11 protein-coding genes are annotated in these 12,931 nt (G+C 71.2%); 7 read left to right on the top strand and 4 right to left on the bottom strand.

Going from position 1 to position 12,931, the window contains the following annotated elements:
• Nucleotides 1-40 precede the first annotated feature (40 nt).
• On the bottom strand, nucleotides 41-550 hold the full coding sequence (locus tag ABZ725_RS16960; RefSeq protein WP_358803427.1) for a MarR family transcriptional regulator: 510 nt from the start codon (nucleotides 548-550) through the stop codon (nucleotides 41-43).
• A gap of 142 nt (nucleotides 551-692) precedes the next feature.
• Between ABZ725_RS16960 and ABZ725_RS16955 the strand changes: the two genes are divergently transcribed.
• Nucleotides 693-1,502 carry a class III extradiol ring-cleavage dioxygenase gene (locus tag ABZ725_RS16955; protein ID WP_358803426.1) on the top strand — a complete coding sequence of 270 codons (810 nt, stop codon included), beginning with the start codon at nucleotides 693-695 and terminating at the stop codon, nucleotides 1,500-1,502.
• A gap of 135 nt (nucleotides 1,503-1,637) precedes the next feature.
• On the opposite strand, the gene ABZ725_RS16950 is transcribed toward ABZ725_RS16955, so the two are convergent.
• Nucleotides 1,638-2,177 carry an N-acetyltransferase family protein gene (locus ABZ725_RS16950; RefSeq protein ID WP_358803425.1) on the bottom strand — a complete coding sequence of 180 codons (540 nt, stop codon included), beginning with the start codon at nucleotides 2,175-2,177 and terminating at the stop codon, nucleotides 1,638-1,640.
• A 215-nt stretch (nucleotides 2,178-2,392) separates the two neighbouring features.
• Between ABZ725_RS16950 and ABZ725_RS16945 the strand changes: the two genes are divergently transcribed.
• Together ABZ725_RS16945 and ABZ725_RS16940 are read left to right on the top strand one after the other, a co-directional pair.
• On the top strand, nucleotides 2,393-3,391 hold the full coding sequence (locus ABZ725_RS16945; RefSeq protein WP_351914528.1) for a sigma-70 family RNA polymerase sigma factor: 999 nt from the start codon (nucleotides 2,393-2,395) through the stop codon (nucleotides 3,389-3,391).
• A gap of 727 nt (nucleotides 3,392-4,118) precedes the next feature.
• On the top strand, nucleotides 4,119-4,883 hold the full coding sequence (locus ABZ725_RS16940; protein ID WP_358803749.1) for a TetR family transcriptional regulator: 765 nt from the start codon (nucleotides 4,119-4,121) through the stop codon (nucleotides 4,881-4,883).
• On the opposite strand, the gene ABZ725_RS16935 is transcribed toward ABZ725_RS16940, so the two are convergent.
• The gene (locus ABZ725_RS16935) at nucleotides 4,880-5,950 is read right to left on the bottom strand and encodes a transcriptional regulator (protein ID WP_358803424.1); all 1,071 of its coding nucleotides are present in this window, start codon (nucleotides 5,948-5,950) and stop codon (nucleotides 4,880-4,882) included. The genes ABZ725_RS16940 and ABZ725_RS16935 overlap by 4 nt on opposite strands.
• 206 nt (nucleotides 5,951-6,156) lie before the next feature.
• On the opposite strand from ABZ725_RS16935, the gene ABZ725_RS16930 reads away from it, so the two are divergent.
• The 4 genes from ABZ725_RS16930 to ABZ725_RS16915 all read left to right on the top strand — a co-directional run bounded on the left by ABZ725_RS16930 (nucleotide 6,157) and on the right by ABZ725_RS16915 (nucleotide 11,882).
• Complete coding sequence (locus ABZ725_RS16930) at nucleotides 6,157-7,650, top strand: MFS transporter (RefSeq protein ID WP_358803748.1); 1,494 nt, start codon at nucleotides 6,157-6,159, stop codon at nucleotides 7,648-7,650.
• A 200-nt stretch (nucleotides 7,651-7,850) separates the two neighbouring features.
• Nucleotides 7,851-8,612: a DeoR/GlpR family DNA-binding transcription regulator gene (locus ABZ725_RS16925; RefSeq protein WP_351914532.1), complete on the top strand. Its 762-nt coding sequence runs from the start codon at nucleotides 7,851-7,853 to the stop codon at nucleotides 8,610-8,612.
• Between the two features lie 95 nt (nucleotides 8,613-8,707).
• Entirely contained in the window at nucleotides 8,708-9,655 is a 948-nt protein-coding gene (gene pfkB / locus ABZ725_RS16920) for a 1-phosphofructokinase (RefSeq protein ID WP_358803747.1), read from the top strand.
• Nucleotides 9,656-9,809: 154 nt separating this feature from the next.
• Complete coding sequence (locus tag ABZ725_RS16915) at nucleotides 9,810-11,882, top strand: fructose-specific PTS transporter subunit EIIC (RefSeq protein ID WP_358803423.1); 2,073 nt, start codon at nucleotides 9,810-9,812, stop codon at nucleotides 11,880-11,882.
• Between the two features lie 115 nt (nucleotides 11,883-11,997).
• Here the strand turns inward: ABZ725_RS16915 and ABZ725_RS16910 are convergent, their stop codons facing one another.
• Nucleotides 11,998-12,744: a DUF6227 family protein gene (locus ABZ725_RS16910; RefSeq protein WP_358803422.1), complete on the bottom strand. Its 747-nt coding sequence runs from the start codon at nucleotides 12,742-12,744 to the stop codon at nucleotides 11,998-12,000.
• Nucleotides 12,745-12,931: the final 187 nt, after the last annotated feature.

Below are 12,931 nucleotides of genomic sequence, written 5' to 3'. Positions count from 1 at the left end.
CCCCCAGGGGTTCCCTTCAGGGACGTGAGTCCCTGGGGGCCTAGCGGAGCCAGGGCAGATCGGCACCCGCTTCGTTCGGCTGGAGTCCCTCGGCGATGATCTGCATGATCTCGCCGAGGGACTTCTGCTGTTCCGCGCTGAGCCGGTCGAACACCGCGTTGCGTACGACGGTGACATGGCCCGGCGCGGCCCGCTTGAGCACCTCCAGGCCCTCGTCGGTCAGCACCGCGAACTGGCCGCGCTTGTCGGAGGCGCAGTCCTCGCGGCGCACCCACCCGTTCTTCTCCAGCCGGGCGACGGCGTGGGAGAGACGGGAGCGGGTGATCTTGGCGTGCATGGCCAGTTCGGTCATCCGCAGCCTCCGGTGGGAGGACTCCGCGAGCTTGACCAGGAGACCGTAGTAGATGTGCGGCATGCCCGCATCGCGCTGGAGCTGGCGGTCCATGTGGTCCTCCAGCAGGGTCGTCGCGTGCACGTAGGAGCGCCAGATGAGCTGCTCCTCGGCGGTGAGCCAGCGGGGCTCTTCACCGGATGTGGATGCCGTCGTCATGTACTCCACTGTAAACGCCTGCTCCTTGAAAATTAAACCAATTGGGAATATGCTCATTGACGTTGACGTTTTACATTTCAAGCAACCACAAGGGAATGTCCAGGAGTGCACAGGGGCCGAGGTCCCGGAAGGAGTCGCCGCCATGTCCGCCGTAGCTCAGGAGCGCGCCCTCCCTCAGGAACGCATGCCCGCGCTCTACCTCAGTCATGGCGCTCCGCCGCTCGCGGACGATCCCGTCTGGCCGGGTGAACTCGCCGCCTGGTCCGCGGACCTGCCCCGCCCCAAGGCCGTCCTCATGGTCTCCGCCCACTGGGAGGAGGCCCCCCTCGCCCTCGGCGCCGTCGACCCGGTCCCCCTGGTCTACGACTTCTGGGGTTTCCCCGAGCACTACTACCAGGTGAAGTACGGCGCCCCCGGCGCACCGGCGCTCGCCGAGAGCGTGCGCAAGCTGCTGCGCGCCCCGGGCATCCCCGTACAGGACATCCCCGACCGCGGACTCGACCACGGCGCCTACGTCCCGCTCGTCGAGATGTTCCCGGCCGCCGACATCCCGGTCCTGCAGATCTCCATGCCGACCCTCGACCCCGTGAAGCTGATGGAGATCGGCCGCAAGCTCGCACCGCTGCGCGACGAGGGCGTCCTGATCGTCGGCTCCGGCTTCTTCACCCACAACCTGGCCGCGCTGCGGCACACCGGCCCGGGTGTGCCGACCTGGTCCTCGGAGTTCGACGACTGGGGCCGGCGCGCGCTGGAGGCCCGCGACTGGGACGGCCTGCTGGACTTCCTCCACAAGGCCCCGGCCGGCCGGTACGCCCACCCGCGCACCGAGCACTTCGCCCCGCTCTTCGTGACCATGGGCGCGGCGGAGGTGTCCGGCGAGCTGGACTCGCAGAAGTCCGTGATCGACGGGTTCTGGATGGGGATGGCGAAGCGGTCGGTGCAGTTCGGCTGATCGGTGCGCCCTGATGGGCTGCGGTGTGTCGTGGTGTGTCGTGGTGCGCTGCGGTGCGGGCGGTGCGGGCGGTGCGGGCGGTGCGGCGATCGGGTCCGTGCCGCTGATCGGTCCTGTGCGGCCGACGGTGGCCTGCTACAGCTCCTTCTCGTACCAGGCCACGTCCCAGTAGCGGTCGAACTTGCGGCCCACCTCGCGGTACGTGCCGACGTGCCGGAAACCGAAGCGTTCGTGCAGCCGCGCGGACGCTTCGTTCGGTTGCGCGATGCCCGCGTACGCGCGGTGCACGTCCTCGCCCGCCAGCGCCTCGAAGAGTGCCTTGTAGAGGAGCGTGCCGATGCCGCGCCGGCCGGCGTTCGGGGCGACGTAGACCGTCACCTCGACCGAGGTGGAGTAGGCGGCCTTGGGCCGGAACGGGCTGGATGTGGCGTAACCCAGGATTTCCTGTGAGGTCCCCAGGATGTCCTGTGAGTCCGTTTCTGTGGCAACCATCAGGCGGTACGGGCCGTCTTCAGGATGGGAGAGCAACCAAGGACGTCGCTCTTCCGGACTGAACGTCACGGTGTCGAATGTGATGGGCGTCTCACGTACGTAGTGGTTGTAGAGGCTTGTGAGGGCTTCGAGGTCACCCTCGATTCCCGGCCTGACCTGCACCTCTGTACGTTCCGACAACATCACGCCTCCTCACGTGGTCCGACAGGGTACTGCATGATCACAAAAATCGGGGTGCGGGTTGGGAATTCTGTCCTGATTCCAGTCGTTGTTTCCATCGGATGCCGGGCACACGAGAAGAGTTCAGAAGTTCCGAGAGGTTCGAGAACTCCGAGAACTCTGCGAGTGCCGGGCGTCCGAAGGGCCACCCGCTGAACCTCCATCGCAAGGGAGCACGCATGGCAACCCGTGCCGTCGCCCGTCGCAAGTCCGCCACCGGCGAGACGAGCGCCGCGGCCCGCAGTGTTCGCGCCCATGGCGGCGAGATCGCCGACCGCGACCTGGTCGGCATGTACCTCGACGAGATCGCGCGTACACCGCTGCTCGACGCCGCCAAGGAAGTCGAGTTGTCCCAGATCATCGAGGCGGGTGTGTTCGCACAGCAGGTCCTCGACGGCGAGGAGGAGTCCAGGGCGGACGCCTCCCGTGCGGAGCTGGAGGCCCTGGTCGCCGAGAGCGAGCGGGCCAAGGACGTGTTCATCCGGTCCAACCTCCGCCTGGTCGTCGCGGTCGCCCGCCGCTATCCCCGCAGTGGACTTCCCCTCCTCGACCTGATCCAGGAGGGCAACGCCGGCCTGGTGCGCGCGGTCGAGAAGTTCGACTACCGCAAGGGCTTCAAGTTCTCCACGTACGCGACCTGGTGGATCCGTCAGGCCATCACGCGCTCGATAGCGGACCAGTCGCGCACGATCCGTCTGCCCGTCCACCTCGTGGAGGAGCTCGGCCGGATCCGGCGCGTGCAGCGCGAGTTCAACCGGGAGAACGGCCGCGACCCGGAGCCCGCCGAGATCGCGACCGAGCTCGGCTCCACTCCGGAGCGTGTCACGGACGTCCTGGACTGGGCCCGCGACCCGGTCTCGCTGAACATGGCGGTGGACGACCAGGGTGAGACCCAGTTCGGCGACCTGCTGGAGGACACCTCCGCGGTCTCGCCGGAACAGTCGGTCATGACCCTGCTGCGCAGCGAGGAGCTGGACGGCCTGATCGACCGCCTCGACCCGCGCACCGCCTCCATCATCAAGATGCGGTACGGCATCGACGACGGCCGCGAGCGCACCCTGACCGAGGTCGGCAAGGAGCACGGTCTGACGCGGGAACGCATCCGCCAGATCGAGAAGCACGCCCTGCTGGAACTGAAGAAGCTGGCCCGCGACACAGGCTTCGAGGCGGCGGCGTAGCGGTAGCGGTGGTGACAGGGGGCGGACGGCTGAGCGGCGGGACCGGGCGGCCGGGGCGGCCCAAGCGGGGTGGTCGGCCCGGCCCGGGCTGGACCGGCACGCTTTAGTCGCCCGGCCCGTGCGCGGTGAGCCGGGGTGGGCGAGTGAGCTTCACCGGTGGGCTTCCGGCGGCCCGTGGTGCGGGTTTCCGCCCGCGTGCGCCGGGTGGTGGCGGGCCGCGCAAACATGGCGTGGGAACGCCGCTTCAATCGGGAGAAGCGCGGGAACAAGACTTCTGGGCACGGGAGTTCGGGTCGGCGCTGGAGTTCGGGGGGCGATCGGACCCTGCAGCCCTCCCCGAGATCTCTGCCCCACATGAGCCAGGTCGCCCCACGTGAGCCAGGTTCCGACACAACATGAGCCAAGTCCCGACGCACATCCCCCCGGCGCCGGGACTCTCCCGAGCCGGGCTTCGGCGCCTCTCCCCCCAGGTGCCGGGGCCCGGCTCTCTTCTCTCCCGGTCGTCCCCTGGTCACCCCTGGCGGGGATTGCGGGCGCACACGGCCCGTCCGGCGTACGGCAGGGCGCGCGGGCACGCTCGGTGGGCGGGCCACCCCGTACCTGAACCACGGGGTGGCCCGCCCGAATGGCAGATTGTGCCACATGGGCATAGCCTGCCGATGTGATCAGCTCCACCCCCACACCCGCCTCGGCTTCGCTGACCGAGCGGCGCAAAGCGGCGACCCGTATGGAGATCGCCAGGGCAGCGGCCGGCCTCTTCGTCAGCCGGGGCCTGAGGGCCACCCGCGCCGAGGACATCGCCCAGGCGGCGGGCATCGCCCCGCGCACGTTCTACCGGTACTTCGCGACCAAGGAGGAGGCCGTCGCGCCGCTTTACGCGGCGGGCGCCGAGCGCTGGGCGGAAGCGGTACGCGAGGCCCCGGCCGAACTGCCCGTGCCGCAGGCCCTGGAACACGCCGTGCGGCACACGCTCGCCCCCGGCCGCGGGGTGTCGACGGCGTCCTGGGAATGGGTCCGCACGCTGATCCGACTGGCCGGAACCAGCCCCGCCCTCGGCAAGGTCTGGGCGGAGGTCTGCCACACCGCGGAAACGACCCTCGCGGAGATCCTGAGGCAACGGGCCGACGCCACCGGGGCGGAGGCCGCCGGGACGGAGGCCGCAGGGATGGACGCCACCGGGACGGAGGCCGCCGGGACGGACGCGGCGTCAAGCACCCTCGCTCCCCGCGCCCTTGCTCCCGCCGACGGCCCTTCCAACGCCCTTGCTCCCGCCGACGTCCCCTCCCCGCACCAGCGTTTCACCGCAGCCGTGGCCAGCGCCGCGGTCCGGGTCGCGGTCGAGAGCTGGGCGGCGACCAACACCGCTCCCACCGGTCCGCAGGGCCCGGCGGAGCTGGCGATGCAGAACCTGCGGAGCCTGCGGGGGTTCGCGTGGGAAGCAAGGCCCGCAGAGGGGGAGGAAGAGGGGGCGGGAGAGCCGGAGGAGGCCTAACAGGTCCCCTCCTTGTTGCCGTCCCCGTTCCCTTCCCCGTTCCCTTCCCCGGTCCCTTCTCCACTCCCCGCCCGCCCCAGCCGTCCGCCCAACTCCCGTGCGTACTCGGCCAGTTCCCCCGATCCTCGGATCGAGAACTCGCACCCGAGCATCGCGAACCGCACCGCCACCCACTCCACCGGATCTCTGGTCGACCCCCGCAGTCGGCACCTGCTCCCGCCGCTCCCGCCGTTCTCGCCAGGGGCCCCGGGGATCTCAGGATCCGCGATCGGCGTTCCCAGCCACGCCGGCAGCCGCGCCGTCACGAACTCCGCCGGCGCCTCGAACGTGACGTCGTACTCGTACTCGCGTGCGTCCGGGCGTCGTTGGATGGACCGCCGGAGGTATTCCGCCGCGCTCCCCGTCGGCAACTCGCGCGGGGTGAAGCGCGCCCCGGTGGCGAAGGGGTCGCGGACCCGGTCGACCCGGAACGTCCGCCAGTCCTCGCGGTCGAGGTCGTATGCGACGAGGTACCACCGCCGGCCCGTCGAGACGAGCCGGTACGGCTCGGTCAGGCGGCGCGACTCCGTGCCGTCCTTCGCGCGGTAGGCGAACCGCAGCCGCTCCTGCCCGGCCACCGTCGACGCCATGACGGTCAGTGTCTCGGGAGCGATGCTCGCGCCGTCCCCGCTGGTCAGCGGTGTGGTCGCGGCCTGGAGGGTGGAGACGCGGTGGCGCAGCCGGGCCGGCAGCACCTGCTCCAGCTTGGCGAGGGCCCGTACGGACGCCTCGTCGACGCCCTCCAGCGCGTGTCCGGCACCGGCCCGCAGGCCGACGGCGATCGCCACCGCCTCCTCGTCGTCGAGCACCAGCGGCGGCATCGCCTTGCCGGCGACCAGCCGGTACCCGCCGTCCGAGCCCATGGTCGCCTGCACGGGATACCCGAGTTCGCGCAGCCGGTCGATGTCCCGTCGGACCGTGCGGCGGGACACCCCGAGCCGGTCGGCGAGCTCGCCGCCGGGCCATTCGCGGGGCGTCTGGAGGAGGGAGAGGAGTTGCAGCAGCCGAGCCGGAGTGTCCGTCGTCATGCGTCCGAGGATGCCGCACCACTAGGACATGAACTGACCTACTACAGTCCTACTGTCACACCATGACCTCCACGGAGACCTCCAGCGAGACCCCGTCCGCACCGTCCGTGCCGTCCGCATCGGCCGTACCGCCCCCACCGTCCACCGCCCGGACCACGGACAAGACGCCGGGCGATCGCCGCCGCTGGTTCGCGCTCGCCATCGTGATGACGGCGGCCTTCATGGACCTCGTCGACGTCACGATCGTCAACATCGCCATCCCCTCCATACAGAAGGACGCGGGCGCCTCCTGGAGCCAGATCCAGTGGATCACCGCCGGTTACGCGCTCGCCTTCGCCGCCGGGCTCATCACCGGCGGGCGGCTCGGCGACATCCACGGTCGTAAGCGGCTGTTCCTCGTCGGCATCGGCGGCTTCACCGTCGCCTCCGCGCTGTGCGGCTTCGCCGCGAACCCGGAGATGCTGGTCGCCTCCCGGATCCTGCAGGGCGGCATGGCGGCGCTGATGGTCCCGCAGGTGCTGTCGATCGTGCACGCCACCTTCCCGGCGCACGAGCGGGGCAAGGTGTTCGGGCTCTTCGGCGCGATCGTGGGACTGGGGGCCGCCTCCGGTCCGCTGCTCGGCGCGCTGCTGACGGAGTGGAACCTGTTCGGGCTGGAGTGGCGGCCGATCTTCCTCATCAACCTGCCGGTCGGCATCGCGGGCCTGATCCTCGGCAGCCGCTTCATCACCGAGTCCAGGGCCCCGAAGGCCCTGAAGCTGGACCTCGTCGGCGTCGTCCTGGTCACGCTCGGGCTGCTCATGCTGCTCTACCCGCTCACCCGCGGCCGCGAGCTGGGCTGGCCGGTGTGGGGGTATGTGTCGATGGTCGGCGCGCTCGGCGTGTTCGGGGCGCTGGTCGCCTACGAGCGGCGCAAGGGCGCGCGGGACGGCTCGCCGCTGATCGAGCTCTCCCTCTTCCGGGTGCGCAGCTTCGCGGCGGGCGTCGCCGTGCAGACCGTCTTCGGGGTCGGCCTCGGGGTGTTCTTCCTGGTCTGGACGCTGTACATGCAGACCGGTCTGGGCTGGAGCCCGCTGAAGGCCGGTCTGACCGGGGTCCCGTTCTCGATCGCGGTCTCGGTGGCCGCCGGGCTGTCCGTGCAGCAGCTGGTTCCGCGCTTCGGCCGCAAGGTGCTCCAGGCGGGCGCCCTGACCATGACCGTCGGCGTGCTGCTCTACATCTGGGAGTCCGAGCGCTACGGCCTCGGCATCGCGCCCTGGCAGATGGCGCTCCCGCTGGTCGTGATGGGCCTCGGCATGGGTCTGATCTTCGCCCCGCTGACGGACGCGGTGCTGTCGGAGGTGCCGCGTGAGCACGCCGGCTCGGCGTCGGGGCTCATCAACACCGTCCAGCAGATGGGCAACGCGCTCGGTCTCGGCCTGGTCGCCGTGGTCTTCTTCGGGCAGATCGGCGACCGGCTGACCGCGGCCGAGGTGGGCCCCGCCTTCGTGGACGCCTTCCAGCACGCCCTGGGCTGGGTGGCCCTGGTGATGTCCGCCATCTTCCTGCTGATGTTCGCGCTGCCGAAGCGGCCGGCCCAGCATGTGGAGGGCGCCATGGACTCCTCGGAGGCGGCCCCCTCCGAGGACCTCTCGGGGGACTCCGCGGTGGACTCCTCGCAGGGCCCTTCCGAGGGGCGGGAGCGCGCGCTCGTCGGCTGAGTCGAGGCTCCCGGTCAAGGGCCGTCACCGCATCGGTGACGGCCCTTGGGCATGTCCGGCGATCTTCACCTGAGCCGCCAAAGTCCGTTCATGCCCGAATCACGTCCGAACCTGTTTACTTTCCGGAAATCCAGGCGTAGCCTCCCTGTCGAAACCACAAGTTCGGGCATGAAACTCGGACAGGCCGGAGGAGAACGGACATGTACGCACCGGAGCGGCAGCAGGAGATCCTGCGGCTCGCCCGTGAGGGCGGCCGGGTGGACGTCCTGTCGCTGGCCGAGGAGTTCCAGGTCACCGCGGAGACCATCCGCCGCGACCTGAAGGCCCTCGACCGAGCCGGCCTGGTGCGCAGAGTCCACGGCGGCGCCATACCGGCCGGACGCCTCGACTTCGAACCGGACCTCGCCGAACGCGAGGGCACCTCCACCGACGAGAAGGACCGCATCGCCAAGGCGGCCCTCACGGAACTGCCGTCCGAGGGCACGATGATCCTCGACGCCGGTACGACGGTCGCCCGGCTGGCCGCCGCCCTCCCGCTGGAGGCCGAGCTCGTCGTCGTCACCCACAGCCTGCCCATCGCGGCCCGCCTCGCGGACCACCCGGGGATGCAGCTCCACCTCGTCGGAGGGCGCGTGCGGCACCGTACGCGCGCCGCCGTGGACGCCTGGGCGCTCCGCGCCTACGGCGAGATCCGCGCCGACGTCCTGTTCGTCGCGGCCAACGGCTTCTCGGCCGAGTACGGGCTGACCACCCCCGACCTCGCCGAGGCCGCGGTGAAGCGGGCGGCCATCGCCGCGGCGCGCCGCGTGGTGCTGCTCGCCGACTCCGCCAAGCACGGCCAGGAGCACTTCGCCCGCTTCGGCGACCTGAGCGACGTGGACCTGCTGATCACCGACAGCGGACTGAGCCCCGATGACGCGGCCGCCATCGAGCGCGGCGGCACGGAAGTAGTACGAGCATGAGCGGCACGGACATGAGCGGGGCGAGCATGAGCGGCATCGACATGAGCGGCACGAGCATGAGCAGCGCGGACACGAGCAGGAACGGCGCGGGCGGCGTGATTCTCACCGTCACCCCCAACCCGTCCCTGGACCGCACCTACGAGGTTCCGTCCCTCGACCGCGGCGATGTCATCCGCGCCACCGGCGAGCGGATGGACCCGGGCGGCAAGGGCGTCAACGTCTCGCGTGCCGTCGCGGCCGCCGGACGGCGCACGGTCGCCGTCCTGCCCCTGGGCGGTGCGCCGGGCGCGCTCGTCGCGGATCTGCTCGACGCCCAGGGCATCGAGGTCGCGCCGGTCCCGGTCGCCGGAGCCACCCGCTCGAACATCGCGCTGGCCGAATCGGACGGCGTTCTGACGAAGATCAACGCGCCCGGACCCGAGCTCTCCCCGGAAGAGCAGGAACTGCTTCTGGAGACGGTGCGCGAGCACTCGCGCGACGCCGACTGGATCGCCTGCTGCGGAAGCCTGCCCCGCGGGCTCGCGCCCTCCTGGTACGCCGAGGTCGTCGCGCGGGCGCACGCCGGGGGTGCGCGCATCGCGCTGGACACCTCGGGGCCCGCACTGCTCGAGGCGCTGCGCGAGCAGCCCGACGTGGTGAAGCCGAACGCCGAGGAGCTCGCGGAGGCCGTCGGACGCCCCCTGGCGACCGTGGGCGACGCGGTGAAGGCGGCCGAGGAACTGCGCGAGATGGGCGCCCGCTCCGTCCTCGCGAGCCTGGGCGCCGACGGACAACTGCTCGTGTCGGACACGGGCACCTGGTTCGCGAGCGCGCGCGTCGACGTCGTACGCAGCAATGTGGGAGCGGGCGACTCCTCACTCGCCGGCTTCCTCATCGCCGGCGGCAGCGGCCCGCAGGCGCTCGCCTCGGCGGTCGCCCATGGCGCGGCCGCCGTCCAGCTGCCCGGCAGCGTGATGCCGACCCCGGACGATCTGGACCCGGCGGCGGTGACGGTCACGGCGGAGGTGCCGGTGGACCGCGAACTCAAGGAGCCCGTGTCATGACGTCCCTCTCGTTACTCGGCGTCCCCGCGTCCCCCCACGGCGCCTCCGTCTCCACTCCCCTCCCTGTCCCCACCCCCATCTCCACCCCCGTCCCCGTCACCCCCCTCGCCCACCACCCCACGCCCCGGGCGATACGCGTGCGAAGGAGCCCGCGATGAGCGACATGATCACCGCGGACCTGGTCGATCTCGACCTGTCCGCCGAAACGAAGGAAGCGGCGGCGCGATCCCTCGCCGAGCGCATGGTGGCCCTGGGCCGGGTGACCGACCTGGACGGCTTCCTCGCCGACGTGGCCGCCCGCGAGGCCCAGATGCCCACCGGCCTCGACGGCGGCATCGGCATCCCGCACTGCCGTAGCGAGCACGTCACCGAGCCGACGCTCGCCTTCGGGCGCAGCTCCGCCGGCATCGACTTCGGCGCCGCGGACGGCCCCGCAGACCTGGTCTTCCTGATCGCCGCCCCGGCCGGCGCGGACGACGCCCACCTGACGATCCTGTCGTCGCTGGCCCGGCAGCTGATGAACGCCGAGTTCACCGACGCGCTGCGCTCGGTCGGCGATGCGGCAGCCGCGGCGGCCCTGATCCGCGGGGACGAGGCACCGGCCGCCTCTGCGGACTCCGCCTCCCAGGACTCCGTGTCGGCGTCGGCGGCGGCCTCCGCCGACGCCGACACGGCCACCACGACCCCGGACACCCCCGGCGACGGCGACGGCGATGGCGACCGCCCGTTCCGGATCGTCGCCGTCACCTCCTGCCCGACCGGCATCGCCCACACCTACATGGCGGCCGAGTCCCTGGAGAACGCGGGCCGTGACGCGGGCGTCGAACTGGTCGTCGAGACGCAGGGCTCGGCCGGCTTCACCCGGCTCGACCCGGCCGTCATCGCCGCGGCCGACGGCGTGATCTTCGCCCACGACGTCCCCGTACGCGACAAGGACCGCTTCGCCGGCAAGCCCACCGTGGACGTCGGCGTGAAGGCGGGCATCAACCGTCCCGCCGAGCTGATCACCGACGTGCGCGCGAAGGCGGCGCGCGGTGAGGTGAGCGCCGCGGCCAAGGGCGGGACGCCGGTCGAGCGGGCCGGCGAGTCCGGCGACAGCTACGGCACCAAGCTGCGCAAGTGGCTGATGACCGGCGTCAGTTACATGGTCCCGTTCGTCGCCGCGGGCGGTCTGCTGCTCGCTCTCGGGTTCGCGATCGGCGGCTGGGAGATCAACAAGGCGCCCTCGGTCATGGAGCACTTCTCCTGGACCCAGGTCGACAGCTGGGGCGCGCTGCTGTTCCAGATCGGCGGGGTCGCCTTCGGCTTCCTCATCCCGGTCCTGGCCGGCTACATCGCGTACGGCATGGCGGACCGGCCCGGTCTCGTGCCCGGGTTCGTCGGCGGCATGATCGCCTCCAACATCGCCGCCGGCTTCCTCGGCGGTCTGGCCGCCGGTCTGCTCGCGGGCGGTGTCGTCCTGGCGATCCAGCGGATCAAGATCCCGCCGGTGCTGCGCGGCATCATGCCGGTGGTGGTGATCCCGCTGATCTCCTCGCTGATCGTCGGCTTCCTGATGTTCGTCGTGATCGGCAAGCCCATCGCCGAGGCCCAGAAGGGCATGACGGACTGGCTGGCCGGCCTCTCCGGCACCAACGCCATCCTGCTCGGCGTGCTGCTCGGCCTGATGATGTGCTTCGACCTCGGCGGCCCGGTCAACAAGGTCGCGTACGCCTTCGCCACCGCTGGCATCGCCGTCGCGGACCCCAGCGACTCCGCGATGAAGGTCATGGCCGCGGTGATGGCCGCGGGCATGGTCCCGCCGCTGGGCATGGCGCTGGCGACGGTCGTCCGCAAGAAGCTCTTCACCTCCGCCGAGCGTGAGAACGGCAAGGCCGCCTGGGTGCTGGGAGCCTCCTTCATCTCGGAGGGCGCGATCCCGTTCGCCGCGGCCGACCCGCTGCGCGTCATCCCGGCCTCGATGGCGGGCGGCGCGGTCACGGGCGCCCTGTCGATGGCCTTCGGCGCGACGCTCCGCGCTCCGCACGGCGGCATCTTCGTGGTCCCGCTGATCGGCAACCCGTTCCTGTACCTGGTCGCCATCGCGGCGGGCGTGTGCGTGACGACGGCCGTGGTCATCGTCCTCAAGGGCCTGCGCAAGCCGGTCCCCGGCGCCACGGAGCCCGGCACCGCGCAGGCGTCCGAGACCGCCGCGGCGACGGAGACGAAGCAGCCGGTCGCCGCGTAACGCCTGCGGCCTGCGGCGCCACTGAAATACGTCACGGTCCGGGACGAGAGTCCCGGACCGTGGTGCGTATGGGGTGCCTCAGCCGTCCCCCTCAGGTTCGGCGTCCCTCGGGGTCTCAGGAGACCTGTGCCGCCCGGCGTTCCATCGCGTCGCGGGCCGCGGCCTCGGAGACGTACACCTCGCACATGTGCCGCCCGTCCGGCGTCGCCGTGTGCTCGACCTCCCAGAGGGAGATCTCCCGGCCGTCGCGCAGCAGGAACGCGTGCTCGTAGAGCGAGTAGCCGAGGCCGATACGGCCCGCCCGGCAGGGGCGACCGAAGGCCTGGGTGATCTGGTGCGCGAACGCCGACTTCAACAGCGTCGCCGTGTCCGCGTCGGGAGGGTCGGGGTTCTCAGCGCGGCGCAGCAGCCGACGCGCGTGATCCGCCGAGTCGTCCGGCACGTACACATGGCGGGGTGCGGGGACCGGCGACAGCTGCACCAGCACCGGCAGTTCGAAGTCCGGGGTGTCCGACGGCAGCGGCAGCCGGGCGGTGGCGGCGCGCAGCTCCTCCTCGTCGACGTACACCTCGTGCTGGGGCTCGCTGCCCGGCGCGGTGTTGTGCACGAGCTCCCACAGCGTGAGCGCGCAGCCGTCGGCGAGCAGCCAGGTGTGCCGGTACGTCTCCCGGTGCAGGCCCGCGCTGTGGTGCGCGGAGTGCAGGGAGCTGTCGTGGGCCAGTGCGCAGTCGAGCCGCCGCAGTGCTTCGTCGGGCAGCTCGAACGAGTTCAGGGCGCGACCGAGCAGTCGCGCGAGGTGCTCCTCCGGAGACTCGGGCGACTCGGCTGGTTCGTACGCTGTTGTCTCGTACGGAACGCTCAAGGTTTCTCCCGGCGTTGCTGCATGTCACCTTGTGGGTGCATACCGTAGCCCCTCGGTCGGACATCATGTCCGGGAACCGAGAAAACGTACGTCGGAGAAAACGCAGGAACCGCGCGAAAAGTTCCCGCGCGGCCCGACGTCCCGTCATGAATCGCCAGTCAGGGCCGGTCTGAGCCGGTCAGGGCCG

It is taken from the genome of Streptomyces sp. NPDC006872 (assembly GCF_040635845.1).
Classification (GTDB): Bacteria; Actinomycetota; Actinomycetes; order Streptomycetales; family Streptomycetaceae; genus Streptomyces.
The sequence above is the reverse complement of the archived record's forward strand: the minus strand, read 5'-3'. Positions and strand labels throughout refer to the sequence as shown.

Coding starts and splice junctions, on each gene's coding strand:
- ABZ725_RS16960 (WP_358803427.1), bottom strand. CDS start 550: ATGACGACGGCATCCACATCCGGTGAAGAGCCCCGCTGGCTCACCGCC.
- ABZ725_RS16955 (WP_358803426.1), top strand. CDS start 693: ATGTCCGCCGTAGCTCAGGAGCGCGCCCTCCCTCAGGAACGCATGCCC.
- ABZ725_RS16950 (WP_358803425.1), bottom strand. CDS start 2,177: ATGTTGTCGGAACGTACAGAGGTGCAGGTCAGGCCGGGAATCGAGGGT.
- ABZ725_RS16945 (WP_351914528.1), top strand. CDS start 2,393: ATGGCAACCCGTGCCGTCGCCCGTCGCAAGTCCGCCACCGGCGAGACG.
- ABZ725_RS16940 (WP_358803749.1), top strand. CDS start 4,119: ATGGAGATCGCCAGGGCAGCGGCCGGCCTCTTCGTCAGCCGGGGCCTG.
- ABZ725_RS16935 (WP_358803424.1), bottom strand. CDS start 5,950: ATGACGACGGACACTCCGGCTCGGCTGCTGCAACTCCTCTCCCTCCTC.
- ABZ725_RS16930 (WP_358803748.1), top strand. CDS start 6,157: ATGACGGCGGCCTTCATGGACCTCGTCGACGTCACGATCGTCAACATC.
- ABZ725_RS16925 (WP_351914532.1), top strand. CDS start 7,851: ATGTACGCACCGGAGCGGCAGCAGGAGATCCTGCGGCTCGCCCGTGAG.
- ABZ725_RS16915 (WP_358803423.1), top strand. CDS start 9,810: ATGAGCGACATGATCACCGCGGACCTGGTCGATCTCGACCTGTCCGCC.